The following is a 25,053-nucleotide window of genomic DNA, read 5'->3' as shown; positions in this document are numbered from 1 at the left end:
CTTCAAAGAGCTGATCACATATGGTCAGCTCTTTTTTTTGTCACTTACCCGTATGAGGTGCGATGGATCGGTTCTTATTTCCCTCTACACCCAAACCTGGATCAGGTGCAAATTCTGGGTCTACGCATAAATTTTACAGGGACGGTAGAGGAAAAAGTTGACATCCTTAACACCTCTGAATTGTCTTCTGAAGTCTTTGATTTTAGCAGGATCGTGGGTTTCAGGATCGCATCTGATTTACATTATGCAGATTAAGCTGCGATCCGGTGTTAATGATCCCCATCCCACCGCCTATGGCAGCGTACTTCCCCTTGCCTTCAATGGCAAAGGGAAGAGTGTACACAGCGCATATGAAGCAAATGCTTTCTTAGACCTCAAATGGCTTAAAAGTGAGTAAGGAACAGTTCAAATATCAATGAATGATAACCTTGAGTATGCGTCAGTTGATTTTACTTCTGAACCCGAAGGGTTCAAATATCTATAGCCACAGGTGACAACCTGTGGTATTCATCGTACATTATTCACCAACCCCGGAGTGGGTTGAATAAGATCAGGTGCAAATTCTGGAGAAGGTTCTTATTTCCCTCTACACCCAAACCTTCCTTTCATTAACTTTTGTTTATTTTAGCCTTCCTTATCATTACAATAAAATTTCAATATACACTATGAAACACGCTTTACTAATAATGGGGATGGCTGTTCTGGCTCTAAGCTACAGCTGCAAACCGGCTTCCAGCACCTTATCGGCCGAACAATTTGGCATGATTCCCAACAGTGGCAAGAATGCTTCACCGGCCGTGGGCCAATTGATTGAACACTTGCAAAACCGCCACGACACAAGTCCACTTACAGTTACTTTTCCGAAAGGACGCTACGATTTTTACGAAGACGGGGCTTTTGAACGCGAGTATTACATCTCGAACCACGACCAGGTGAACCCCAAGAAAGTGGGCTTTGCACTGGAAAACCTCCAAAATATCACCATTGATGCCCAGGGAAGCGATTTTATTTTTCACGGGCGCATGATTCCTTTTGCACTGGTCGGCAACAGCAATGTAATACTCAGCAATGTGCACATCGATTTTGAAGTGCCTGCCTTGCGCCAGTTGGAGATAACCGAAGTAAATAAGAAGACTGACGAAGTGGTGGCTGAAATTTATCCCCAGGGCAACTACCGAATTGACGATAACAAGCTAGTAATCGAAGGCGAGGGCTATGAGCTGAGCCCCTTTGTGTGCATGCCCTTCCGTGCCGATAAACGTTTGGCCTATGGCCGTGCTGATGTGGCTTTTAACCCGACCTCAGTAAGTGAATTAAGTCCCAACACCCTAAGCATCAAAGGCTGGGAACAGGCAGAATATACCACACCCGGCGAATGCTTTGTATTACGCACCTACTACCGTCCTACACCCGGCATCTTGGTTAGCGAATGTTTAAACACAAGCTTTAAAAATGTGACCGTACACTATGCCGAGGGCATGGGTTTGCTGGCGCAGATGAGCGAGAACATTACCTTAGACGGTTTTAGCGTATGCCTACGCGGCGACGACGACCCACGATATTTTACTACGCAGGCTGATGCCACCCATTTTTCGGCCTGCAAAGGCCTCATCATCTCCAAAAACGGACTATACGAGGGCATGGCTGATGATGCCATTAACGTGCACGGCACCTACCTGCGCGTAACAGCCCGCGTTAACGATCGCACCCTGCGAGGCCGCTACATGCACCCCCAGGCCTGGGGCTTTAAATGGGGCGAAAAAGGCGACAGCGTGCAGTTTGTAGAGTCGGAAAAGATGGAACTGGTGGGCAAGCATATCAACACCATTCAATCCATTAAGGCTGTTGACAAGCCCACCGAATTTGGTGCCAAAGAGTTTGAGATAAGCTTTAGCAAAGATTTGCCGCAACAGCTATCCGAAACTGGTAAATACGGCATCGAAAACCTCACCTGGACGCCGGAAGTGGTGTTCTCTGATAATGTGATCCGCAACAACCGGGCACGGGGCTCTCTATTTAGCACCCCCAAACGCGTGGTGTGCGAAAATAATCTGTTCGACCACACGCATGGCACGGCCATACTGCTGTGCGGCGATTGTAACGGCTGGTACGAAACCGGAGCCTGCCGTAATGTGCTGATCAGAAATAACCGCTTTGTGAACGGGCTTACGGCCTATTATCAGTTTACCAATGCCGCTATTTCCATCTACCCGGAAATCCCAAACCTTAAGGAGCAACAGAAGTTTTTCCATTCGGGTATCGTCATCGAAGGCAACACCTTTGAGATGTTCGACCACCCCATTCTGTATGCCAAATCCACCGAGGGGCTTATCTTTCGCAACAATACAGTGAAGTACAATAGTGAGTTCGAGCCTTTTCACTGGAATAAACATGCGTTCTTTTTTGAGCACGTGAACAATATAACTATCAGCAACAATCATTTCGAGAAGCAAATGGATTGGAGCAAAGCCGTTCGTACCGAGCTGTCGGCACCTAATGCTGTAACAATCAAAAATAACAGCAAATAACTATTGTATGCGACAATGTGCATACAAAAATACAGCAACCTTAAATCCCTGTCCCACTGCTCTTGGCGGGATACTTCCCCTTTTGCTCTGGCAAAAGGGGAAGAGGGATATTCAGGATACTTAAATTGACCGGATTTTCTCATATGCCCAATTTTAATCATCTATCATGAATTATAAACACATAAGCCTTGCCCTACTGCTATTGATGAGCAACCTACCTGTGATTGCCGGATTGGTGATGAACCTTAATCGATACTGGCGCTATACACCCGGTTATGAATTGCGCAAAGGAGTTTACGAGAAAGTAAACCTGCCGCACACCTGGAACACCGGGGATGCCCTGGGAGGCAATGCCGACTACTACCGGGGGCTGGGTAACTATGAGCGTAATCTGGAGATTCCTGCCGCATGGAAAAACAAACGTCTGTTCCTGAAATTCTATGGCGTTAACACAATTGCTAACGTTTTCATCAACGGGCAGCATGTGGGCGAGCACCGGGGCGGTTATACATCCTTTACTTTTGAGATAACAAACCTAGTACGTCCGGGCGAGCATAACACCCTACAGGTTAGGGTGAATAACGCGCCCCAGCTGGATATTATGCCACTGCTCGGCGATTTTAACATGTATGGCGGCATCTATCGCGATGTGGAACTGCTGATAGAAAACCCAAATTGCATCTCGCCTCTTCATTACGGCTCGGAAGGCATCTACCTGAAACCAAAACAGGTGAATGAACAAAGCGCACAAGTAGAAGCCAATGTACACCTGAACGGCCAGGCCGGTGAAACCCTGAAAACGGAAATAACGGTACGAAACGGAGAAAAAGTCATCCTAAAGACAGAGACCCATAATACACTGGATGCTCAGGGGCAAGCCGTGGCAACCATTCCTTTTTCTATTCATAATCCCCGGCTATGGAACGGGCAGGCAGATCCTTTTATGTATGCAGTAGAGCTTAAGATTTACCATAACAGTGATTTACAGGATGATGCCCACACAAAACTAGGACTCCGTTACTTCCGTGCAGATGCCCACCAAGGCTTCTTCCTGAATGGCAATCGTTTACAACTTAAGGGTGTGTGTCGTCACCAGGACCGACCGGAGCTAGGCAATGCGCTAAATAAACTGCACCATGAAGAGGACATAGCCATCATGCAGGATATGGGTGCCAATGCAGTGCGGCTCTCCCACTACCCCCAGGATCCTTACGTGTACAAATTGCTGGACGAAGCCGGCTTTATTGTGTGGAGTGAGATTCCCTTTGTGGGTCCGGGTGGTTACCGCGATAAAGGATTTGTAAACCAGGAATCGTTTAAGGAAAATGGTCGCCAGCAGTTAAAAGAAATGATCTACCAGCAATTTAATCATCCTTCCATCTGTTTTTGGGGATTGTTTAACGAGTTGAAAGAAGAGGGTGATAATCCCGTAGCCTTTGTTCAGGAACTTAACCAATTGGCCAAAGAGCTGGATCCCTTGCGCCTGACAACAGCTGCCAGCAATCAGGGGGGACAACTGAACAGGCTGACCGAGACGATCGCCTGGAACAAATACTACGGCTGGTATGGGGGCACCCCGGCCTCCATAGGCCAGTGGGCCGATAAGGCTCACAAGGAATTCCCCAACACCCCCATTGGCATAAGCGAATACGGTGCCGGCGCCAGCATCTATCACCAGCAGGAAGAGCTCAAAAAGCCTGTGGCTAACAGCTATTGGCACCCCGAAAACTGGCAAACACATTTTCACGAGCAGCACTGGATGGCTATCGATCAGCGCCCGTTTTTATGGGGCACCTTTATCTGGAACCTCTTTGACTTTGGAGCCGCCCACCGCACCGAGGGCGAAGTGCCCGGCAAAAACGATAAAGGGCTCATCACCTTTGACAGGGCCATTAAAAAGGATGCCTTTTACTTTTACAAAGCCAACTGGAATACCACCGATCCTTTGGTTTATTTTGCGGAACGCCGTTTGGATAAGCGCAGCAACACCCAACAAACCATCAAGGTCTATTCCAATCAAAAAAGTGTGGAGCTCACCGTGAACGGCCAATCGCTGGGCAGACAAAAAGGGCATTACGGCAGATTTATCTGGGAAAATATATCTCTTAAGCCGGGTAAAAACATCCTGCTGGCCAAAGCCAAAAGCGGTACGCAGGACAAAATAGTGATCCGGATAGAAGATACAGCTAGTAGTAAGTTTTGAAAATCCCCTATTAATCAATCTTATACGGAACGGTTCTTTATCAGTGCTTTATCACAGAGAACCGTTCCCTAAAGCTTATTGAACCCTCTACCTGTAGGTGCATCTAATGAAACACATTAATTATTCAGGCTAAATATCAAGATAAACGCTCAGACCTATTGACACCGGATACAGTTCGGGCCCCTTACTATCTTTAAACAAAGTGGAGAAATAATAGGTGCTATACAAGTTAATGGCTCGATAGCCCATGCGTACCATGGCACCATAGCGAAATGGCTGCAGGCTGTAACTGCCTTTTTGCTTTTGCTTTCGGGGCAGCTCATCATCATCGTACACCACACGGGTATGTGCCCCCAGGCGCAGCCCTCCGATCGCGCCGGCTGATATATACAAGGCCCGGTGATGTCCTCGTGCCGGAAACTGATATTCCATCAGCAAAGGCATGTTCAGATGCGTGGTTACCAACTTATTTTTATGCAGCGGACGGGTAATGGGCATTTCCACAATACTGCCATCTGACTCCCGCGCGATGGTGTTAGCATGAGCAAAATGATAATTATTCCATTCAATACCCAGGCCGGTTATTAATCCGAAATTACCCTTGCGATTAAGGCCAATGCTCCATTGCAAGGGATTAAGCGCCCAGGTGGTTGACCTACCCGTGTTCACCTCCATATACTGATTGGGAGGTGCAAGGGCGGGGCTACCTCCGTGATTAAGCAAGGTGTTAAAACCCAGCTCTACCCCCGCATAGTGTCCCTTAAAACGACGACTACGAAAACGCTCTTCCGCCCTCTTTTTTACAGATAGCGAAGTATGCTCACTATTCGTTACCTCAATATCGCTACCCAAAATCGTAAGGCGCCTTGTACGTCCTTCTGTTGGTTGATCGGCCTCAAGGCCATCTTCTCCATCTGCTCTTAATACCGAGACAGCATCATACCCAGGAGTGGGCAAGTCCAATTGCTCCCCATTGCCATTTATCCAAATTATCTGCCCATCCAACAAAGCCTTTGCCCTGCCCTCTTCAAAAGACCATATATGCGTGTAAACGGGGGCAATCACCTCACCACCATGCTCATCGATAAAGCCCACTTTATTGTTTTTCAACACACGGGCACGCCCATCCTCAAAATGCCATATTTGCTGATAAACAGTTGGAATCAACTCATAACCCAAGGTGTCGATGTAACCCACCAAACCTTCCTTTTGCACACGTGCCCTACCATTGTCAAAAGACCATATCTGTTGATAGACACATGGCACAAGTACTTCACCGCGGGTATTATAATAGCCCATCACTCCCTGCCGCATTACCTTTGCTCTTCCTTGGTCAAAGGGCCACACCTGGTCATATTCAGCCGGTATAATAACACGGCCAGAAAGATGGTACACACCCACCTTACCCGCTTTCAGTACCCGGCAATAGCCCTCGTCATTAAGACGCCACACCTGGTTATAATCAACAGGAATTATGATCGTACCCCCTGCTTCTACAACCCCCACTAGGCCATTCTTCTGCACACGATATAAGCCCGGTGCGAACTCGCGGTATTGATCGTAACGAGCTGCAAGCTCCGGTGCTATATTCTGCGCCTGCAACACTAAAGCGATGAAAAAAGTAATAAAGCTAATGATGAATCGCTGTAACATAAATGATTACTTTATTAGAATTGAATAAGCGATAAACCAATACTAAAAGGGTATAACTCAGGACCGCGGTTGTTAGTATAAAAAGTAGAGAAATTATAGGTAGCATACAGGTTGATAAAACGATATCCTATGCGCACCATGGCACCATACTGAAAAGGTGTGAGATTAATGTTATCCTTACTCTTATCTTTAATGCGTTCACCGGCGGCTTTATATACCATCTTGGTATGTCCCCCCAGTTTAAACCCACAATAGGGACCGGCCGACACATAAAAACGATGAAAGGGCTCAGCGGCCGGAACCTGCCATTCAAACAAAAGAGGAATATTAACAAAGGTGCTCGTAATTTTATTTTTCTCAACCTTCCTGCCTTCAGGGAGCGGTTCACCCACAGTCATACCCGTATCGGGATGACGTTTGAAATAATAGGGCTGATCGGTGCGGTAATTATAGAAGCTAAGTCCGGCTCCCAACACAAGACCAATATTATTTTTCTGCTGCTGCAAAGAAATGTTGTACTGCAGAAAATTTATGCTGAACTGCACCGATTTGGAACTATTCAAATCCATAAACAAAGCATCATTAGGTAAGTCGGAAGAAAAGCCGGAGGTCATATATCCGTTAAAGCCTATTTCACATCCCGCCCAGTGGCCTTTAAATTTTTCGCGTGGCAAACGCACCATTTTTACCTTGGGGCGGTTATAGTCATCGATAATCTCAAGGCGCCGTGTACCCAGGGTAATCGTTGTAAGAGTATCGCTTAGCTCATCCACCTCTACCCGCACACCCGACGTGCTTATCACACTCTTCCCTTTTGACTCCTCAAGCTTAACGACAGTCTTTGTCCTCTCCTTCTCCTGAGCGACCAGCGGCAATGCAAGCAACAGCAGGAACATAAAACTTATTTTCAGTCCTCGTTTATTAATCATGACAGTGGGTTTTAATTTTTAATCAAAGGTAGGACGAGCAGCCCTTATCATATGTTACAAAGTTTTATACAGTGTACTTAGTGTAAGTACTAAATTATTAGTAACTTGTGATTTACATTTAAATCCAAACCCTATGCACGTCTCAATTTTCATCGGAAGCCCGAAAATGAATGGCACTACAGCCGCTGCGGGTACAGCCCTGGCCAATCGCCTCAGTGGCGAAGGTGCCAACTGTCGTACCTACTATCTCTATCAGCACAAAATAAGCCCCTGCTTTGAATGCAGCCGCTGCAAAGAGCAAAACATGGAGTGCGTGCAGCAGGATGGCATGAGCATACTTTACGACAATCTGGAATGGGCCGATGTTATTGTTTTTGGCACGCCCATCGAATGGTTTGGCCCCTCGGCACAGACCAAACTAATGATCGACCGCTTTCGCCCCTATTTTGCCAATAAAAAGCTGCATGGCAAACGCGCTGCTCTCCTTCTGCCCGATGGTGCTGAGCCGGGTGACTGCGATTTAGCCATCGAACAGTTTAAGCGCGTATTTAAAGCCCTGGGCATGATATTTATCGACGCCCTTACCCTCTCCACAACAAAAAATCCCACTGATACCAAACAACACGATGCTATTAAAGATCTCGTGGACAAAATATTACAGGAAGAAATTGCTTAATAAGTTTATTCAACTAAAAAAATAGTGGAAAACTTTTGCGATTAAAAATATTAAGCTACATTTGAACTAATATTTTAGTTGAATAGAATGAAGGAATTGACAAAAGCAGAGGAACAAGTGATGCAAAAGCTTTGGGAACTGGGCACCACCAATGTGAAAAGCATCGTAGCACTCATGCCGGAACCCAAACCGGCTTATAATACCGTATCCACCATTGTGCGCATACTCGAGAACAAGGGTTTTGTCGATCATGAAAAGAAAGGCAAAGGATATGTGTATTTCCCAATCGTGAGCCAGGAGAGCTATAAAAAAGCTTTTATGAAGCGCTTTATGGCCAACTACTTTCAGGACTCGTTTAAAAATTTGGTTTCTTTTTTTGCCAAAGAAGACAAGATGGCCATAGACGAACTGGAAGAGCTACTCAAAGAAGTGAAAAAAGACGCAGAATAATTTTTTTACCGTATATCCCATGAGCTTTCTTGTAAACTATTTACTGGAGTCGGCACTAATACTGGGCCTGTTGACCATTTTTTACCGTGGTGTGCTGCATTATGAGGCAAGGTTTACTTTTAACCGTTTTTACTTACTGGCATCGCTGGTGGTAGCTGCTGTAATACCCTTCCTCAGCATATCCCTTGGCCGGGGAGCCCAAAGCGATGCATTTGCCGGCAATATGTTAACGAGCGTAACCGTGTATGCCCAAAATACCAAAGCCATAATTGTCCCTGCAGTGGCACAGTCATCAGCCTTTAAATGGTTATACCTGATTGGCTGTGGTGGTCTTTTCCTCCGCCTGATGATGGGCTTCATCCGCCTGGGCGGTATGGCCGGCAAGCTCCAAATAGTGCGTTTCAAAGGATATAAGGTAGCGAACCTGCCCGGCCATTTCAATCCTTTTTCATTCTTCAATGTGGTGTTTGTCAACCAGCAACGCTATGCCCACGACGAGCTGGAACAGATTATGATTCATGAGCTTACCCACGTGCGCTTGCGACACAGCTGGGATGTGCTCTTGATTGAATTACTGCTTATTATTCAATGGTTCAATCCCTTTGCATGGTATCTGCACAGTCTACTGAAGGAACTACACGAGTTCCAGGCCGACCGGCAGGTGCTTGACAAAGGCTATTCAGCCAAATGTTACAAGGAGTTATTGCTATATCAGGCCACAGGTGCCCGCCTGCTGCCGGTAAATAACTTCAATCAGTCACTAACCAAAAAAAGATTTACCATGATGAAGAAAGATAGCATACAAAAATTCATAGCCCTGAAACCTACACTGGCAATACTATGCATGGCCTTAATTGTTGGACTTTTTGCCTGTGAGTTGGACGATGAGAAACCTGCGCTTACAGAAGACGAAGCAGCCATAAAGGATGCAGTGGAAAACACCAATGCACAGCTAAAGGCGATCACAGGACCTGTATTTTTTATCGTGGAGGAAATGCCTCAGTTTCCCGGCGGCGAAGAAGCCTTGCGCGACCATATTTTCAACAGTATTGATTACCCTAAGGCAGCTGAAAAAGCAGGTGTTAGCGGTCGTGTTTACGTTACTTTCATTGTGGACAAAGACGGACAGGTTGCTAATTCCAAGATAGCGCGCAGCTCAGGTTTCACAATTTTGGATGAAGAAGCCCTTAGAGTGATTTCAGAAATGCCACAGTGGACACCCGGTAAGCAAAAAGGCAAAACAGTAAATGTGAGCTACACGGTACCCATTAATTTCATTTTAAACGGTGGCGAGGGTGTCAAGAAAACGGAAGGAAAAAAAACCAGCTTCAACACCCCGGAGGAAAAAGCCGAGTTTGTGAAAAAGATGAAAGACAATGGCTTTGACGTGCAGTTTAATGACAACGGCACCTTTTCCCTGAAACACAACAAAGGAAAAGCAACTCCCCTACAGTAACCAGCGGAAAATTATTCGATTATATTTATCTGTACATGCTCACCATCGGCCGATAGTGCGCATGTTTTGTTTTTTAGCATTCACCAAAGCTACTTGCGTAAGGTTTTCAGGAATTAAGTTTTTAACTTTGGTTAGTTAGAATAATTAATTAACCCCACTAAAAACTCATTGCAGCAATGTTTCTACTGCTCGCCTATCTTTCATTGGCCCTCGTTGTTTCCTTTATGTGCTCTATTATGGAAGCCGTATTACTATCTACTCCACAATCCTTTCTGATTGTTAAAAGCGATGAAGGCAGAGGCTGGGCTCACTATTTCACAAAATTAAAAAACAACATTGACAAGCCCCTATCCGCCATCTTATCACTAAACACAGTGGCGCACACGGTAGGCGCAGCAGGCGTAGGCGCTCAGGCCATCGAGGTATTTGGCGAGGCATCCTTTGGTATTGTGTCGGCTGTACTCACCCTTCTCATCCTGGTGGTCACCGAAATTATACCCAAAACCATAGGTGCCAACTACTGGCGACACCTGGCCAGTATTACGGCAGCCATTATACGCGGCATGATATTTATCACCTATCCACTTGTGGTGGTATCGGCCTTTATCACACGCCTACTGGCACGCAATACCGACGAGAAAACTACAAGCCGTGAGGAGATCGCAGCCCTGGCCACCATTGGTGCTGACGAAGGCATATTTAACAGTAAGGAGCACCGAATTATACAAAACCTGCTGCGCCTGCGTAACATTAAAGTAGAGCGCATTATCACACCCCGGGTGGTAGTAACGCTGGCTGATGAAAATATGCCGCTTCATGATTTCCTTTCTAATAAGAATTACCCTCGCTTCTCGCGCATTCCGGTTTATGCCGGACACGATGAAAATATTACGGGCTATGTATTTCGCCAGGAAGTAATGGAGAAGCTGGCGGAAGACCAACACGAACTGAAGCTGAAAGACATTAAGCGACAGATAGTGATTGTTCCTAACAGCATTGTGCTGTTCGAACTGTGGGAGCAGCTGATGGCTAAAAAAGAACACATCGCTGTGGTAGTAGATGAATATGGTGGTGTAGATGGCATTGTTACCATGGAAGATGTGATAGAAACGCTGCTTGGTCTTGAAATACTCGATGAGAAAGATACCATCACCGATATGCAGGAGTATGCCCGTCAGCGCTGGAAAAAACAACAGGCTCATGAGCTCAAAAAGGAAAAAGACCAGAGCCAGAATAATGATGACACGACAGCAAAACAGTCTCCCCAATAAAATCCTTTAGGGGGACTCCACAGCTGTTATGCCTTAAACTACTCAAATATGAGTTATCTGGATTTTATAATACGCTTACTGTGCGCCCTGGCAGCCGGTTTAATCATCGGATTTGAGAGGGGCTGGCACCACAAGGCAGCAGGTTTACGCACTAACACTCTTGTTGTTGTAGGCTCGGCTCTTTACGTGATGCTATCGATTAAGATCACCCAAAACGAAGGTGACGTAACCCGCATTATTGCACAGGTGGTCACCGGTATTGGCTTTCTGGGTGCCGGCATCATCTTTAAGGAAGGCCTAAATATAAAAGGTCTCACCACCGCAGCAACCGTATGGTGTGGCTCGGCCATAGGATGTTTAATAGCCGCAGGATATTATCTGGAAGCACTGGCAGGCACACTGATCATTTTCCTTATCAACTATGCGCTGTTGCCCGTTGACAAACAATTGGAGAACCGCAACAAGGAAGATAAGACCTGAAAATTTGAGCTTATATAATTCCCCGCTCTGCCAAAGCACGTCACATTTTTAAATTTGCTTCTGCAGCTCGAAGCCTTAGTTCATAATCCAGCGGCTTTATCTGTCAATCTCCGAAGCCACTTCACCATTAAAAATACACCTACAAGATTTAAGCCGACAGATAAACCAACAAACAAGCCAAGGAAAAAATCCGGAGTGTTAGTATAATGATCGAGCACAAAGTACAGTGCGAGACAAAGCATCCCCAAGGATATGATTAATCTACTCTTCAATTTCTCTTTTTTCAGATCAGACATTATTTTGATTTTAAGTTGATTAAAACATGACTGGTTCAAGGCAAGCCTAAAAGGTAACCTGCCAAAGCCCCGCCAATTGCTATAAAGGCGCTGTTTAATTTATTAAGAACAAAAATAGAAATTATAGTTAAACCAGTAAACTTCAGAAAATGAAATAAATTGCGCCCTTAAATTGGATATATATATATCAGTAAGTTTATCTTTATACAAGTTACTTCATCCTCAAATAATTATTGCTATAAACGAGTGACCCTTCGATAAAACCCACTTAGTCATGAAAACAACTTACATTATTACACTAATATTCAGCACCTTAATCTTTGCAAATTGCACCCGTTCCAAATTGGATTCGCTTCCTCCGTACCTCTACACCTACCATTTAAAGTTTGTAGATGCGGATAATAATAACCTCCTGGAAGACATTGATTTGAATCTTCTTAAAAACAATTTTTCCTTGGCTCCGGCATCAGAAAATGATCTTGAATTGATAGTTGAAAGTGAGTACATTAATAAGATACTTTATTTAAAAGTAAGCGCTACTTCGAGCCAAAGTGAGCGAATGGATAAAATATATTTTAATGTAATTAGCGAGGAACTATTCAATGATAAGGAGAGCCATGAAATTGAAACACAATGGGATTGGTCAAATAATCTCGATAATACTCCCAATAAAGTAACGCTGGATGGCAACAACTTAAGTTCAGAAGTGCTCACTCCCTCCTTTCAGTATTTTTTAGTTGAGCAGATAATATAAATGCTTTGAAAGACAAATTAACGCAGTTGATTAAAGCCTTATAGCAAACCTAAAAGGTAACCTGCCAAAGCTCCGCCAATAACTATAAAGGCACTGTTTACTTTCTTAAAAACAAAAAGAGAAATTATACTGAAGACAGCAATTACAATAGTACGCCAATCCGTTAAGGTATCTTTTCCCATCTCAACACATACAGATACAATTACAGCCACTGCAGCAACATTTACAACATCTAAAAATGCTGCCATAATTTTTGACTTTCGCATCTTTGGAATAAGTGGATTGAGAATAGACACAAAAATAAAGGAAGGAAGAAAGATTCCAACAGTAGCCGCAACGGCTCCCCAAAAGCCTCCCAATTGCCAACCGATAAATGTTGCTGTGGATAAAACAGGACCGGGCGTAAATTGCCCAACGGCCACAGCATCAATCAGCTCTTGGCGCGACAGTAAACCTGTATTCACCAATTCTGCATCTAAATAAGCAAATAGCACATATCCGCTACCATAGAGCAAGGCGCCAACTTTTAAAAAAGTCCAGAAAACTTTTAGCGAACCCGCTGATGCCGTAACCTGAAGAAAAACCAAGGGAGCAAAACTATTTAAACTGTTTTTGGAGTTACGAACAAAATACCAAATCAAACCCAGTAATGCACAAGTAAAAAGCGCTAAAATCTCATGAACACCAAGCAGGCAGGCGATCAATGTCAATACACCCAATACTCCAAGTTCTACATTTTTGAGTGCCTTTTTCCCAAGTCGATAAGCAGCCCCTAGAATAATGGCAATAACGGCAGGTTTTATGCCGTAAATAAAAGGTTCGACCGTTGGCAATTGTCCATACTGCTGATAGAGCCACGCAAAAACCATAGTAATAGTAACCGCAGGAATAACAAAAGATGTACCCGCAACAATTAATCCTTTCCAACCCGCTCTTTCATTTCCACAATGCATTGTCATTTCGGTAGAGTTTGGGCCCGGAATAAGGTTGGTGGCCCCTACCAAATCAAGAAAATGCTGATGCGACATCCATTTTCGCTTCTCCACAACTTCTTCTTCCATCATTGCGATATGCGCAGCTGGTCCTCCAAAGGCGATGCTCCCTAACTTGAAAAACAGTAAGGCGACTTCTTTTAAATTTTCCCCCATCCTTAAATACCATTTATGACACTGATAATTCTTAGGCAAACAACTAACATTAAACAAACACTGTTTTTCTATCCAATATAGCTTAACTTAAGTTGTTAAAAAACATCTGACAATCTTTGTGTAAGTACAAACTACACAATTAGTTGTTCAAAAAGTAAACTATTAAAATAGATTTTCAGGTAGGGTAAGCGGTTTTTAATGCGGTATATAAATAGATGAAGGCGCAAGCATGCCAAAATCTAGTTATATCCGATAATTTAAAAACACTTAAAGTTCAGACCCATGAAAAAAGTATTATTCGCACTAGCCCTTATTGCAGGAATGACCGCCTGCGATAAAAATGACAACATGATTGATGAAAATCTGTTGCCAGAGCTTGACTTAAAGTCAACCACCGAGTCCGTTGTTACAACGGAAGCTAAATTAGACGATGTGGCAGAGGCCGCAGCCTACGAAGTAGAATTATTTACCGGCAGCGATGAGGCAGTCACCGGCTTGTTTTCCAATCAGACGGAATATGAATTAAAAAGTGGCTCGGGACCAAACCACCATCGCTATCGCGAACGTTACAAGCTGAATCAATGTCCGGATGTGCAGATTGATTATGGCGAAGAGGGATGGCCACGCACCATCACCCTGGATTATGGCGAAAGCACTGAGCTGGCCAACGGTCGCATCATTTCAGGCATTATTCAAATTGTGCAAACAGCCCCTCGCACCGAAAATGGCGCCACCTGTACCATTACCTTTATCGATTTTAGTGTGGATGGCGTAAGCATTGAAGGCATCATTGTAAAAACTTTCCTAATCGACGAACAGAAAGTAGTAATTACCCGTGATTTAACCTTCACACTAGAAGATGGGACTGTTATTGAGCGCGACTGTGAGTGCACCCGGGTGTGGGTAGAAGGCATGGGCACAGCGCTGAATCATTTGGATGATGTATTCGAAATTACCGGATCGATGAGCTGCGAGGATTCAGATGGCAATATGTATCAGCGTCAGATCCGAAACCGACTGGTTAAACGCGGTGATTGCCGATACATTGTAGCCGGTGAAGTTGCCTTTATGAAAAATGGTGTAGAGTTTGCCAAAATTAATTACGGTAATGGCACCTGCGACAACCAAGCATGGATGAACAGTGCTGAAGGTGGTCATCGTTTTACCATTGGTAATTGTGTGCGCGAGCGCCGGCAGGTAAACAACCAAAACCATAAGGGTCAATAAGCCTCCTCAAATCCTGTTAAACCCCAAAGGCTAAGCACCTTTGGGGTTGAAAAATATTACAAGCATGGCATAAGACAAATTACACTTTTTCGTGTTAACTTAGCTTATGTTGTTTACTAAGCCTTCGTATCGTGAAACGGGAAGAGTTTAAAGAGTTGTTTGATAAGCATTTTGATGCCTTACGCAATTACATTTATTACCGTTGCGGGCAGGCCGAGCAGGCCACCGACATTGCGCAGGAGGTATTTATGAAGTTATGGGAAAAGCAACTTCACAAACCACAAAATGAACAGCTGGCTCTGTTGTACAAAATGGCTCGCGATGCCATAATTAGTGAGTATCGCCACCGCCAGGTAGAACTGGCCTTTATGGCCAGGCCATTTACCAACGGCGATGAATCCTCGGCCGATGAGGCGTTGTTTTATAAAGAGCTAAAAACAATGTACGAAAAGGCTCTGAAAGCGATGCCGGATACACAAAGAGAAGTATTTTTAATGAGCCGGATGGATGCCTTAAAATACCATGAGATAGCCGCACGTTTGGATATCAGTGTAAAAGCTGTTGAAAAACGCATGCAAAAAGCCTTACATTATTTAAGACTAGCATTAACAGTACAATGAAACAGAATGGTTTGAATAGGAACAAATGGTGGGACGAACAACAATCTTCAAGCTCGTTACCTAAGCTTGAAATACCCTATTCGCGCGCAAAAGAAGAGGTATGGCAACAGATGGAAACAATGATTAATAAGCAGCCTGCCTCACCAAGGATAAATAAAGCGCCCAAGCGTTTTCTTTCATTTTACATGGCTGTGGCGGCCGCTTTTATGGTGTTATTAGGCACCTCGGCTTTTTTCCGTTACTATACTAAAACGGTTGAAGCAGTGCCCGGCCAACATTTGATCACCCTGTTACCCGATGGATCGAGTATTTCGCTTAACGCCGGTTCATCAATTCAGTATAATCCGTTGTGGTGGCCTTTCCGCCGCCAGGTTCAGCTGCGGGGCGAGGCCTTTTTCAGCGTAGCCAAAAGCAAAACCTTTGAGGTGGTATCAGACCTAGGACGCACCCGTGTGTTGGGCACCCGCTTTAATATTTATACACGCTATAATCAATATAAGGTTAGCTGCTATTCGGGTAAGGTGCGGGTGGAGAGCGTGCTTAGCGGCGAAACTGCCGATATTACAGCAAATATGCAGGCCTGCATACAGCCCGATGGTAAAGTACTGAGTGAAACACACAAAGATGTGAACGAGGCCAAATCCTGGCGCGACGGCATGTTCACTTTTACCGCCTGTCCCTTATATCAGGTGTTCGAAGAAGTGGAGCGACAGTATGGCATCCATATTCAAACACCACAAAAGCTGGAAGGTTTGTACAGCGGTAATTTTACACGGAGCCATACGGCCGACGAGGTGATGCATCTGATTTGCCGTTCCATGGGACTTCAATTTGAGAAAACAGCAGACGGCTATCGGGTTTATTAGCTGATTCGAGCGATAGATATTTGAGCATTATAGTTATAGACATCAAACAATTAGAACAGGCATACTGCTTTCTGAATAAAACTAAACGACCATTACCAATAGCAACCGGGCAAAAATAAGCGGCGTGAATAAATTAATTACCATCAGTGTATATTTATGGCTCACATCAGTCGCAGCTGTTAATGCGCAATCACTTGAGGTCAATTGTCAGGCAATGCCCCTTAATGAGTTATTAATCCAATGGCGCGGGGAATATAAACTTCAGTTTTCATTTAATGATGCACAGCTTGCTCAATATGCCATCACCTGCACCGCGCATTTTGATAGTGTTGACGAGGCCTTAAATACTTTATTAAAAGCCTACCCCCTGAGCTTCGAAAAACATGGAGAAGTTTATATTATTTACCGGCGAAAGCCTGCGGATACACCCGCAATGCTGTATGGTAAAGTAGTTGAATACGGAAGCGGCGAAAGCCTGCCTTTTTCGCATGTTAGTGCCGGGGGCAGGCAGACCGTGGCCGACCAGAATGGCGTCTTTAATCTTAGCTTTCAATCAGACAGTGCTCAAGATGTAATCGTCTCTCATTTGGGATGTTACCTACTCGACACACTCCTAACGCCGGGGCAGCTGCACGTGCTCAGCCTACAGCCTTCAGCGGTGGGCCTGAAAGAAGTTATTGTTACGAACAACATGGTTGAAAAAGCAGCACAACTGGGTCAGGTAGCGGGTTTGCTGCACCTCAACCATCATATCGCCCACTATTTACCCGGCAATGGCGATAATTCGGTGTTTAACCTGCTGCGTTTACAGCCGGGCATTCTTGCCACCGGAGAGCAAGCCAATGATTTGGTTATTTGGGGAAGTCCGGAAGGAACAAGCCGGGTTATTTTCGATGGTTTTACCATTTGGGGGCTAAATAATTTCAATGATAATATTAGTGCTGTCAACCCATATATGGCCAAGCATATTGAAGTATACAAAGGTGCCTATGGCGCTCGCCTACCCGATGTAACGGGCGGCATTGTTAATATCATCGGAAAAAATGGAAGCACCAAACAGCCGGGCTTCAATGTGTTTGTCAATAACCAAACTATCAACGGCATGCTTGAACTGCCGTTGCTTAAAAAATCGTCTGTGATGCTGGCCTTCCGTCAGAGCTATCATAATTTGCTAAGGGCTGATGATGTTATTAATGAAGCACAAACCTTCAATATCAATCAGGTCGATGTTACTCCCGACTATCAATTTCACGACTTCAATTTCAAATACTCCTATCAGGGCGACCGCAATACACTATTCTACATCAGCCTTTTAAAGGGTAATGATGAGTTTGTCATGCGCACCGCTCAAACATATGGCAGAGGCCGCTGGCAACAGGAAGTCGTCCAGGATAAACAGCAAATGGGTGGTACTATCTCTTATAGTAAAAGCTGGAGCAATGGCTATTCATCAAGCTTGCGAGTTAGTTATTCAACTTTACAATCGTATTACAACTTACAGCAAGCCATTGAGCGGGGAAAAAACAAAAACGACAGACACATTAGGGATGAAGAGGCTCACAACGATATCATTGAATCAACAGTAAGCTGGGAGCATCGCATCCCGGCCGGCTCGCATCATGAAATAACAACCGGTTTGGAGTATGTGCATAACCAGGTAGTGTTGCGCGAGGATACGTTCTCAAATACCTACATCGATTTATCGGAAAGGGCTAACCGGCTGTCGTATTATATCGAGGATGCCGTGCAGCTATCGCCGCAAATTAAGCTGATTGCCGGACTGCGCTATAAGCACTTTTTTTTCCTGAGTAAAAATTACATCAACCCCCGCCTGGCACTATCGGTTCAGCCCGCGCCAAAGATAAAACTGCAGGCATCCTGGGGACTCTATCATCAGTATTTAGTAAAAAGCTCGATTGAAGATGAGAGCGGTAATTATCGCTATTCGTGGACCATTGCCGATGACGATGAAATACCTGTTATTGAATCGCAGCATTATGTGCTTGGCTTAGCCTATACACCCGATGATTTTTTGGCAAGCATTGAAGCCTTTTACAAATCCTATAAAGGTTTAACACGTTTTGTTCGTTCCGATCTGATCAGCAATTTATACAATGGCGACAGCCGAAGTTACGGCATGGATATTTACCTGAAAAAGGATTTTGGACACCATACCTTTTGGACCTCCTATACCTTAAGCAGAGCGGAAGAGTATTACCCGTTTTTTACCACTGAAGAATACCAGCGAACACCGCAGGATCAGCGGCATGAACTGAAAATAGCCGGCCTGCTAAATTTCGGTCCTTTTCATCTATCGGCGGCATACGTGTATGGTTCCGGGTTTCCATATTACCGTAATTACCTCTTGCAGGAAAACGTTAATAAGGATTATCAGCGCCTCGATGCCGCCTTGGTTTATCGCTTATCACGGCGCAAATTTACAGGTGAAGCAGGCTTATCGCTTATGAATGTATTTGATACCAACAACATTAAATACAACCAATTTAATGTGGTACCGCTTGACCAGGTCAACACGGTGTACGTCAACACATCCGCTCTGGGCTTTACGCCCTTGCTGTATTTAAAAGTGAAGTTTTAAACTCTTCAAAATGCGATCCGAATAATACTGATGTGATTTTCCCATTGCGATGTAATTATTCAGCACGTGGTAACGAGTTGATAAATTTGCCAATCAAATTAATTATCGACTGTTCATGTTTCCATGCTTTAAAATGTGCCTCTTTTCCATAAAACGGATCAGCAGTAGTAACAATCACCATATCTAAATCACTCAAGATAACGATTAACTGTCCACCATGACCCCAGGCGTAATTAAATTGATGTTCTCCAACACTTGCTGACCACCATTGATAGCCATATCCAACATCCTTAAAATAGCGACCTAAACGACCCGATTTTACACCAACTGAATTAATATTGGTTGAGTAAGGTTGAGTGGACTCCTTCACCCAGTCTGATGGAATTATCTGACGTCCATCAATCTGACCTTTATTCAAATACAACAATCCAAACTTTGCCATATCACGGGCCGTAAATTGAATATCGCCGGAACCAATACGATACCCGTCCAGGTCTTTAGGCCAATCCCCTATCTTTACATTTAGAGGAGTAAACAAGTATTTTTCGCCAAATGACTTTAGGTCAGTGTTACAAGCACGGGAAATGATCATGGCAAGCCAATTGGAGCTTAGATTACTATACTGAAAAGCACTGCCTGGATCATGTGTCAATGGAATATCATCTATTGCATCAATATATTTTCCTGACCATATGGTATTCCAGTATTTATCTTCCGTTTCTTCCCATGGATACCCCGCGCGCATTTGCAGCATTTGCTTGATAGTAATTTGTCTTTTTCGTGGGTCTGCTATTTTATCTTCCATTTCTGAGAAAAAATCAAGCATCTTCTGATCAATACCTGCAAGGCACCCTTCTTCAATGGCTATACCAAGCAATGCCGAAACATAACTTTTAGTTACCGACGCACGCTGTGATAACTGATCTATAGATCCCTTATTAAAATACCCTTCTCCGATAAGATAACCGTTTTTAACAATAAGTAAACTGTACAATGTTTCTAGATGGGAGGCATCGGAGTATAGGTCAGCAACAAGATTTTTATCCAATACCTGTTCTGAGGGATTTGAAATAGGCCAGCCTTTCCGGTTTACAGGTTTATAATTAACCCTTTTGTAGTGGGAAGCATCTTCGTTAAGTATCTCGGCGATACTTGGCCTGGTAGTCTTAATATAATTCGAATCAACTTTAAGGCCCATTGGCCCTAATGCACCCTCTAATTGTCTATACACTTCTCGATCAATACCGTATGGTGCCGTAACAATATCAAAGGCTGTGGCTCCATCATTGTTTCTAATATACTTATCTGCTCCTTTTAGAAGAAGCATCCTAACAATGTCTTTATGGCAAAAGAAAGCAGCAATATGCAGTGGTGTAGAACCTTGACTATTAGCTATACTTAAATCGGCTCCGCTTTCAATCAATAACTTTGCTATTTGCTGCTTACCAAATGTTGTTGCTATAATGAGTGGGGTGGATCCGTACTGATCCTTCTCATTTATATTTGATCCGGATTTCAAGATTTCACTTACCTTTTCCAAGTTTCCCTGAAGGACTGCCAAATGCAAATTAGTATCCGAATTTTTAACTTGTGATTGAAGCTGTGATATCCAAAGAAACAAAATAGCAAATGTTATTTTAATGAATATTTTCATAGGACTATATATTTAAAGATCAACACTGTAACAATTAATCAAGTTACGACCTTATTTTAACAAATCCCCAAAAAAGAAGCTTCTCATCTATCTTTATACCATTTTTAAAAGCAAATAAATATCCATGAACTTGCTGTTTGGGCAGATCACCCTTTCTTTTACCAATTTTTAGTCAGGAAGCCAGGTTTTAATTGGCGAGCAGCTTGCCTTTAATGCTGTCTTCAAAAGCAGAAAGCGCTGCTTTGGAACCTTCGCCCATGGCAATTACAATTTGTTTGTAGGGCACTACCGACACATCACCGGCAGCATACACACCGGGTACTTTAGTGCGGCAATGAGCATCAATTTCGATTTCACCCATGCGGTTGGTCTCCACCACATCCGCAAACACGGCACTGTTAGCCTGAAGACCTATCTGCACAAACACCCCATCAGTGCTTAACTGTTCAGTATCGCCACTGCCACGATGCTTGAACTGTAAGCCCTTTACCTTGGTTCCATCACCCTCCACCTGCAGGGTTTGTGCGTTGGTAATCACTTTCACATTGGGCAGTTGAGCCAGCTTGTCCTGCAGCACCTGGTCGCCTTTAAGCGTATCCAAAAACTCTAACACGGTAACCTCAGAAGCAATGGATGAAAGATCGATGGCAGCTTCCAGGCCGGAGTTACCACCTCCCACCACCACTACCTTCTTATCCTTGTAAAAAGGCCCGTCGCAATGGGTACAAAAAGCCACGCCGGATCCAATATAATCGTTCTCGCCCGGCACGCCCAGCTTACGCCAGCTGGCACCGGTGGCAATTATCAGTGCCGGAGTAGTCAGTACCTCTCCCAGCGAAGTAGTCAACTGCTTCTTTCCTTGCACGAGGTCTGTTTTCTCCACCCATCGATTCTCCAGTACATCAATGGGATAATCATTAAGGTGCTTCACCAGATTAGCCGATAGCTCAGCACCCGTTGTTTGCGGTACCGATATCATATTCTCTATCGAAACAGTTTCGGTGACCTGCCCCCCAATCTTTTCGGCCACTATGGCGGTTGAAAAACCTTTACGGGCTGCATACACAGCAGCTGATACACCGGCCGGCCCACCTCCCACTACGATCACATCATACTCTTTGCTCACCGTATTTGTGGTATCCGCAACGGTACCGGTTTTCTCTTCCATGGCTGCTAACAGCTCGCCCAACGATGCGCGTCCCACATGCAAAAGTTCATCATTCAGATAAACGCTGGGCACAGCCTGAATATTTAAGGCTTCTACCTCTCCCTTATTGATGCCCCCGTCAATAATCTCGTGGCTGATATTGGGATTGAGAAAGGCCATGACATTAAGGGCCTGCACAACATTGGGACAGTTGGTACAGGTAAGCGAAATGTAGCTTTTCAGCACAAGCTGCTTTTTAATATTTTTTATGCGACTGATAATAAATTCGTCAGGCAGGTTTTTACCAATACCATCCAGGTTAAGTATGGCGAGTAATAAGGTAGTAAATTCATGCCCGGTGGGCACAGCCCTAAAACGGACACCACTGTCCTCGCCATTCTTTAAAATGGTAAACGAAAGTGCATCGCCATTACTTACCTGGGTTGTGATGTGCGGACTGCATTCCGCCACTTCATTCAGTAAGGTCACCAACTCACTTTTGTTGGGATGCATATCGGCCACTACCATCTTAAGTATATAATCGTTTTTCAGGTTGGCAAAAACATTGACCAACTGATCTTTCATAGCTTGTTCTAACATCATTGTCTGTTTTGGGCGTTAAGTATCAAGGAGAGTAGAGATTCGGATAAGCGACAAAGAGGGCGGAGGGCAGACTATGCCTACCTCCGCTTCCTCAATAGTATGGTATTGATTAAATTACCCCTACCAGGTCGATGCTTGGCTTCAGAGTTTCTTTTCCTTCCTTCCACTTGGCCGGACATACCTCCGATGGGTGCTTGGCTACAAATTGCAATGCTTTTAATTTGCGCAGAAGCTCATCGGCATTACGGCCCACATTACCGGCCACCACCTCGTAGGAAACAATTTCTCCCTCGGGGTTAACAATAAAAGTACCACGCTCGGCTAGTCCCACCTCTTCAATCATCACATCAAAACCACGTGACAGTACCCCGGTTGGATCAGCCAACATGGGATATTTAATCTTTTTAATAGTATCGGAAGTATCGTGCCATGCTTTATGCACAAAATGCGTGTCGGTTGATACAGAGTAGATCTCGGCACCGGTGGCTTTAAACTCATCATAGGAATTGGCCAAATCTTCCAACTCTGTTGGGCACACAAAAGTAAAATCGGCCGGATAGAAGAAGAATACGGACCACTTGCCCAACACATCATCCTTGCTTACCGCTTTAAAATCATTGTTTACAAAAGCCTGTACATTAAAATCTACAATCTGTTTTCCAATCTGTGACATAATTATTTGTTTTTTATTGTTAGTAATCTTGTTCGTTTTATTTTTAACAGCAGCGAAACTACAATAAGCAACATCATCAATCAAATAGATAATATCTACTGCTATCATAGTTATAATTTATAGCCTCACATTACCAGTTAATTATAGCAATTGACAACAAGCTGTCATTTGTCGCTTTTATAAATATGATTTTTATTTATCTTTATTGCCCAAGGCCAAACCACAAGCTACTCAGTAATAACTGATGCTGAATCTGGCGAACAGGCCTTAAACAATTAATCAAATAACCAACAATACTACAATGCCTATACTGAGTTCCATTATATCATTGGTGAATACACGCCGTCTTGCGCAAATTGAGCACTTTAAGCAACACCCCGAGTCGGTGCAGCAAAACGAGCTGCGAGAACTACTGAGTACGGCTCGCAACACCGCTTTTGGCAAAGAATTTGATTTTAAAAATATTCATAACTACAGTACCTTTGCCGAACGGGTTCCTGTGCGCGATTACGAAGGAGTTCGTCCGTATGTAGAACGCCTGCGCAAAGGAGAACGCAACTTACTGTGGCCGGGCGATATAAAATGGTTTGCCAAAAGCTCGGGTACCACTTCTACAAAAAGTAAATTTATACCGGTAAGCAAAGAAACACTGGAAGATTGTCATTTCAGGGGTGGTAAAGATGTACTGGCACTCTATCTTCAAAACAACCCCGACTCGGATATGTTTAGTGGCAAATGTCTTACCCTTGGCGGCAGCCATCAAATTAATAACTTTAGCAATGCCAGCTACTACGGCGACTTATCTGCCATATTAATTGAAAACCTGCCCTTTTGGACACATTTTGCCCGCACACCGGAGCAGTCTATCGCCCTGATGGATGAGTGGGAGGCCAAACTGGAAAAGATAACTGCCACCACCATCAAGGACAACGTAACCTCACTGGCGGGTGTTCCCAGCTGGTTTCTGGTGCTCATCAAACACATATTAAAGCAAAGTGGTAAATCCAACCTGCTGGAGATATGGCCCAACCTGGAGCTTTTTATACACGGCGGTATTAACTTCACGCCTTATCGTAAGCAATACAAGGAGCTCATACCAACCGATAAGATGCATTATCAGGAGACCTACAATGCCTCAGAGGGATTTTTTGGGATTCAGGACGACTTATCAGATCCGGGCATGCTGCTGATGCTCGATTATGGTGTCTTTTATGAGTTTATCCCCTTGAGTGAGATCACCCATCCCTACCCCAATGCCAAAACTCTGGAGAACGTGGAGCTGGGTGTTGACTATGCCATGGTGATTAGTACGAATAGCGGACTATGGCGTTATATGATAGGCGATACGGTGCGTTTCACATCCTTGCGCCCCCACCGCATCATTATTACCGGCCGTACTAAGCACTATATAAATGCTTTTGGCGAAGAAGTGATGATTGAGAATGCCGAGCGCGCCCTGGAGAAAGCCTGCGCCGACACCCATGCCATAATTAAGGAATATACGGCTGCTCCTATTTTTATGGATGAAGATACCAAAGGTGCACATCAATGGCTCATTGAGTTTGACAAAGCACCGGCTTCACTTACGCATTTTAAGGAAATACTGGATACAACCCTACAGCAGGTGAATAGCGACTACGAAGCCAAGCGCTATAAAAACATCACCCTCGATGCCCCTGAAATAGTGGAGGCACGCCATCATTTGTTTATGGACTGGTTAAAGAGTAAGGATAAACTGGGAGGACAGAATAAAATACCTCGCCTCGCCAACAACCGTGAATATATCGATGAGCTATTAAAAATGAATCATTAGAAACAAG

At 44.3% G+C, this 25,053-nt stretch carries 21 protein-coding genes; 14 read left to right on the top strand and 7 right to left on the bottom strand.

The genetic code is table 11. The features are described from left to right. From ACRD7A_RS09710 to lacZ4, 3 genes are all read left to right on the top strand, one after another. Window positions 1–255: hypothetical protein (locus tag ACRD7A_RS09710; RefSeq protein ID WP_430817943.1), on the top strand; the 255-nt coding region annotated here is incomplete at its 5' end. 410 nt (window positions 256–665) lie between these two features. Continuing rightward, on the top strand, window positions 666–2,528 hold the full coding sequence (locus tag ACRD7A_RS09705; RefSeq protein WP_430812387.1) for a right-handed parallel beta-helix repeat-containing protein: 1,863 nt from the start codon (window positions 666–668) through the stop codon (window positions 2,526–2,528). Window positions 2,529–2,694: 166 nt separating this feature from the next. Further along, the gene (lacZ4, locus tag ACRD7A_RS09700; RefSeq protein ID WP_430812386.1) at window positions 2,695–4,731 is read left to right on the top strand and encodes a beta-glucuronidase LacZ4; all 2,037 of its coding nucleotides are present in this window, start codon (window positions 2,695–2,697) and stop codon (window positions 4,729–4,731) included. A gap of 129 nt (window positions 4,732–4,860) precedes the next feature. On the opposite strand, the gene ACRD7A_RS09695 is transcribed toward lacZ4, so the two are convergent. Together ACRD7A_RS09695 and ACRD7A_RS09690 are read right to left on the bottom strand one after the other, a co-directional pair. Further along, window positions 4,861–6,384 (bottom strand): WG repeat-containing protein, encoded by a 1,524-nt coding sequence (locus ACRD7A_RS09695; RefSeq protein ID WP_430812385.1) that lies wholly within the window; start codon window positions 6,382–6,384, stop codon window positions 4,861–4,863. A gap of 14 nt (window positions 6,385–6,398) precedes the next feature. Continuing rightward, entirely contained in the window at window positions 6,399–7,313 is a 915-nt protein-coding gene (locus ACRD7A_RS09690; RefSeq protein ID WP_430812384.1) for a porin family protein, read from the bottom strand. 133 nt (window positions 7,314–7,446) lie between these two features. Between ACRD7A_RS09690 and ACRD7A_RS09685 the strand changes: the two genes are divergently transcribed. The 5 genes from ACRD7A_RS09685 to ACRD7A_RS09665 all read left to right on the top strand — a co-directional run bounded on the left by ACRD7A_RS09685 (window position 7,447) and on the right by ACRD7A_RS09665 (window position 11,646). Further along, a complete protein-coding gene (locus tag ACRD7A_RS09685) occupies window positions 7,447–7,989 on the top strand; it encodes a flavodoxin family protein (RefSeq protein WP_430812383.1) in 543 nt (180 codons plus the stop codon). A gap of 87 nt (window positions 7,990–8,076) precedes the next feature. Further along, on the top strand, window positions 8,077–8,439 hold the full coding sequence (locus ACRD7A_RS09680) for a BlaI/MecI/CopY family transcriptional regulator (protein WP_430812382.1): 363 nt from the start codon (window positions 8,077–8,079) through the stop codon (window positions 8,437–8,439). A gap of 19 nt (window positions 8,440–8,458) precedes the next feature. Continuing rightward, entirely contained in the window at window positions 8,459–9,895 is a 1,437-nt protein-coding gene (locus ACRD7A_RS09675; protein ID WP_430812381.1) for a M56 family metallopeptidase, read from the top strand. 176 nt (window positions 9,896–10,071) lie between these two features. Then, window positions 10,072–11,166 carry a CNNM domain-containing protein gene (locus ACRD7A_RS09670; RefSeq protein ID WP_430812380.1) on the top strand — a complete coding sequence of 365 codons (1,095 nt, stop codon included), beginning with the start codon at window positions 10,072–10,074 and terminating at the stop codon, window positions 11,164–11,166. Window positions 11,167–11,214: 48 nt separating this feature from the next. Then, a complete protein-coding gene (locus ACRD7A_RS09665; RefSeq protein ID WP_430812379.1) occupies window positions 11,215–11,646 on the top strand; it encodes an MgtC/SapB family protein in 432 nt (143 codons plus the stop codon). A gap of 80 nt (window positions 11,647–11,726) precedes the next feature. Here ACRD7A_RS09665 and ACRD7A_RS09660 read toward each other — a convergent pair whose 3' ends face one another. Beyond that, window positions 11,727–11,942: a hypothetical protein gene (locus ACRD7A_RS09660; protein ID WP_430812378.1), complete on the bottom strand. Its 216-nt coding sequence runs from the start codon at window positions 11,940–11,942 to the stop codon at window positions 11,727–11,729. A 274-nt stretch (window positions 11,943–12,216) separates the two neighbouring features. Here ACRD7A_RS09660 and ACRD7A_RS09655 point away from each other — a divergent pair, with 274 nt between their 5' ends. Then, entirely contained in the window at window positions 12,217–12,696 is a 480-nt protein-coding gene (locus tag ACRD7A_RS09655; protein WP_430812377.1) for a hypothetical protein, read from the top strand. A 38-nt stretch (window positions 12,697–12,734) separates the two neighbouring features. On the opposite strand, the gene chrA is transcribed toward ACRD7A_RS09655, so the two are convergent. After that, window positions 12,735–13,844 (bottom strand): chromate efflux transporter, encoded by a 1,110-nt coding sequence (gene chrA, locus ACRD7A_RS09650; protein WP_430812376.1) that lies wholly within the window; start codon window positions 13,842–13,844, stop codon window positions 12,735–12,737. Between the two features lie 282 nt (window positions 13,845–14,126). Here chrA and ACRD7A_RS09645 point away from each other — a divergent pair, with 282 nt between their 5' ends. The 4 genes from ACRD7A_RS09645 (at window position 14,127) to ACRD7A_RS09630 (ending at window position 19,156) form a co-directional block, all read left to right on the top strand. Continuing rightward, window positions 14,127–15,071, top strand: a complete 945-nt coding sequence (locus ACRD7A_RS09645) for a hypothetical protein (protein WP_430812375.1) — start codon at window positions 14,127–14,129, stop codon at window positions 15,069–15,071. Between the two features lie 131 nt (window positions 15,072–15,202). Then, window positions 15,203–15,691 carry a sigma-70 family RNA polymerase sigma factor gene (locus tag ACRD7A_RS09640; RefSeq protein ID WP_430812374.1) on the top strand — a complete coding sequence of 163 codons (489 nt, stop codon included), beginning with the start codon at window positions 15,203–15,205 and terminating at the stop codon, window positions 15,689–15,691. An 11-nt stretch (window positions 15,692–15,702) separates the two neighbouring features. Beyond that, the gene (locus tag ACRD7A_RS09635) at window positions 15,703–16,557 is read left to right on the top strand and encodes a FecR family protein (protein ID WP_430812373.1); all 855 of its coding nucleotides are present in this window, start codon (window positions 15,703–15,705) and stop codon (window positions 16,555–16,557) included. A 124-nt stretch (window positions 16,558–16,681) separates the two neighbouring features. After that, complete coding sequence (locus ACRD7A_RS09630) at window positions 16,682–19,156, top strand: TonB-dependent receptor plug domain-containing protein (protein ID WP_430812372.1); 2,475 nt, start codon at window positions 16,682–16,684, stop codon at window positions 19,154–19,156. 55 nt (window positions 19,157–19,211) lie between these two features. Here the strand turns inward: ACRD7A_RS09630 and ACRD7A_RS09625 are convergent, their stop codons facing one another. From ACRD7A_RS09625 to ahpC, 3 genes are all read right to left on the bottom strand, one after another. Next, on the bottom strand, window positions 19,212–20,810 hold the full coding sequence (locus ACRD7A_RS09625; RefSeq protein WP_430812371.1) for a serine hydrolase: 1,599 nt from the start codon (window positions 20,808–20,810) through the stop codon (window positions 19,212–19,214). A gap of 187 nt (window positions 20,811–20,997) precedes the next feature. After that, window positions 20,998–22,557 (bottom strand): alkyl hydroperoxide reductase subunit F, encoded by a 1,560-nt coding sequence (gene ahpF / locus ACRD7A_RS09620; RefSeq protein WP_430812370.1) that lies wholly within the window; start codon window positions 22,555–22,557, stop codon window positions 20,998–21,000. A gap of 112 nt (window positions 22,558–22,669) precedes the next feature. Then, window positions 22,670–23,233, bottom strand: a complete 564-nt coding sequence (gene ahpC, locus ACRD7A_RS09615) for an alkyl hydroperoxide reductase subunit C (RefSeq protein WP_430812369.1) — start codon at window positions 23,231–23,233, stop codon at window positions 22,670–22,672. A 301-nt stretch (window positions 23,234–23,534) separates the two neighbouring features. On the opposite strand from ahpC, the gene ACRD7A_RS09610 reads away from it, so the two are divergent. Further along, entirely contained in the window at window positions 23,535–25,046 is a 1,512-nt protein-coding gene (locus ACRD7A_RS09610) for a GH3 auxin-responsive promoter family protein (protein WP_430812368.1), read from the top strand. Window positions 25,047–25,053 lie beyond the last annotated feature (7 nt).

Source organism: Carboxylicivirga longa (assembly GCF_050589825.1).
Lineage (GTDB): Bacteria > Bacteroidota > Bacteroidia > Bacteroidales > Marinilabiliaceae > Carboxylicivirga > Carboxylicivirga longa.
This window is presented reverse-complemented; position numbering and strand designations above follow the sequence as displayed.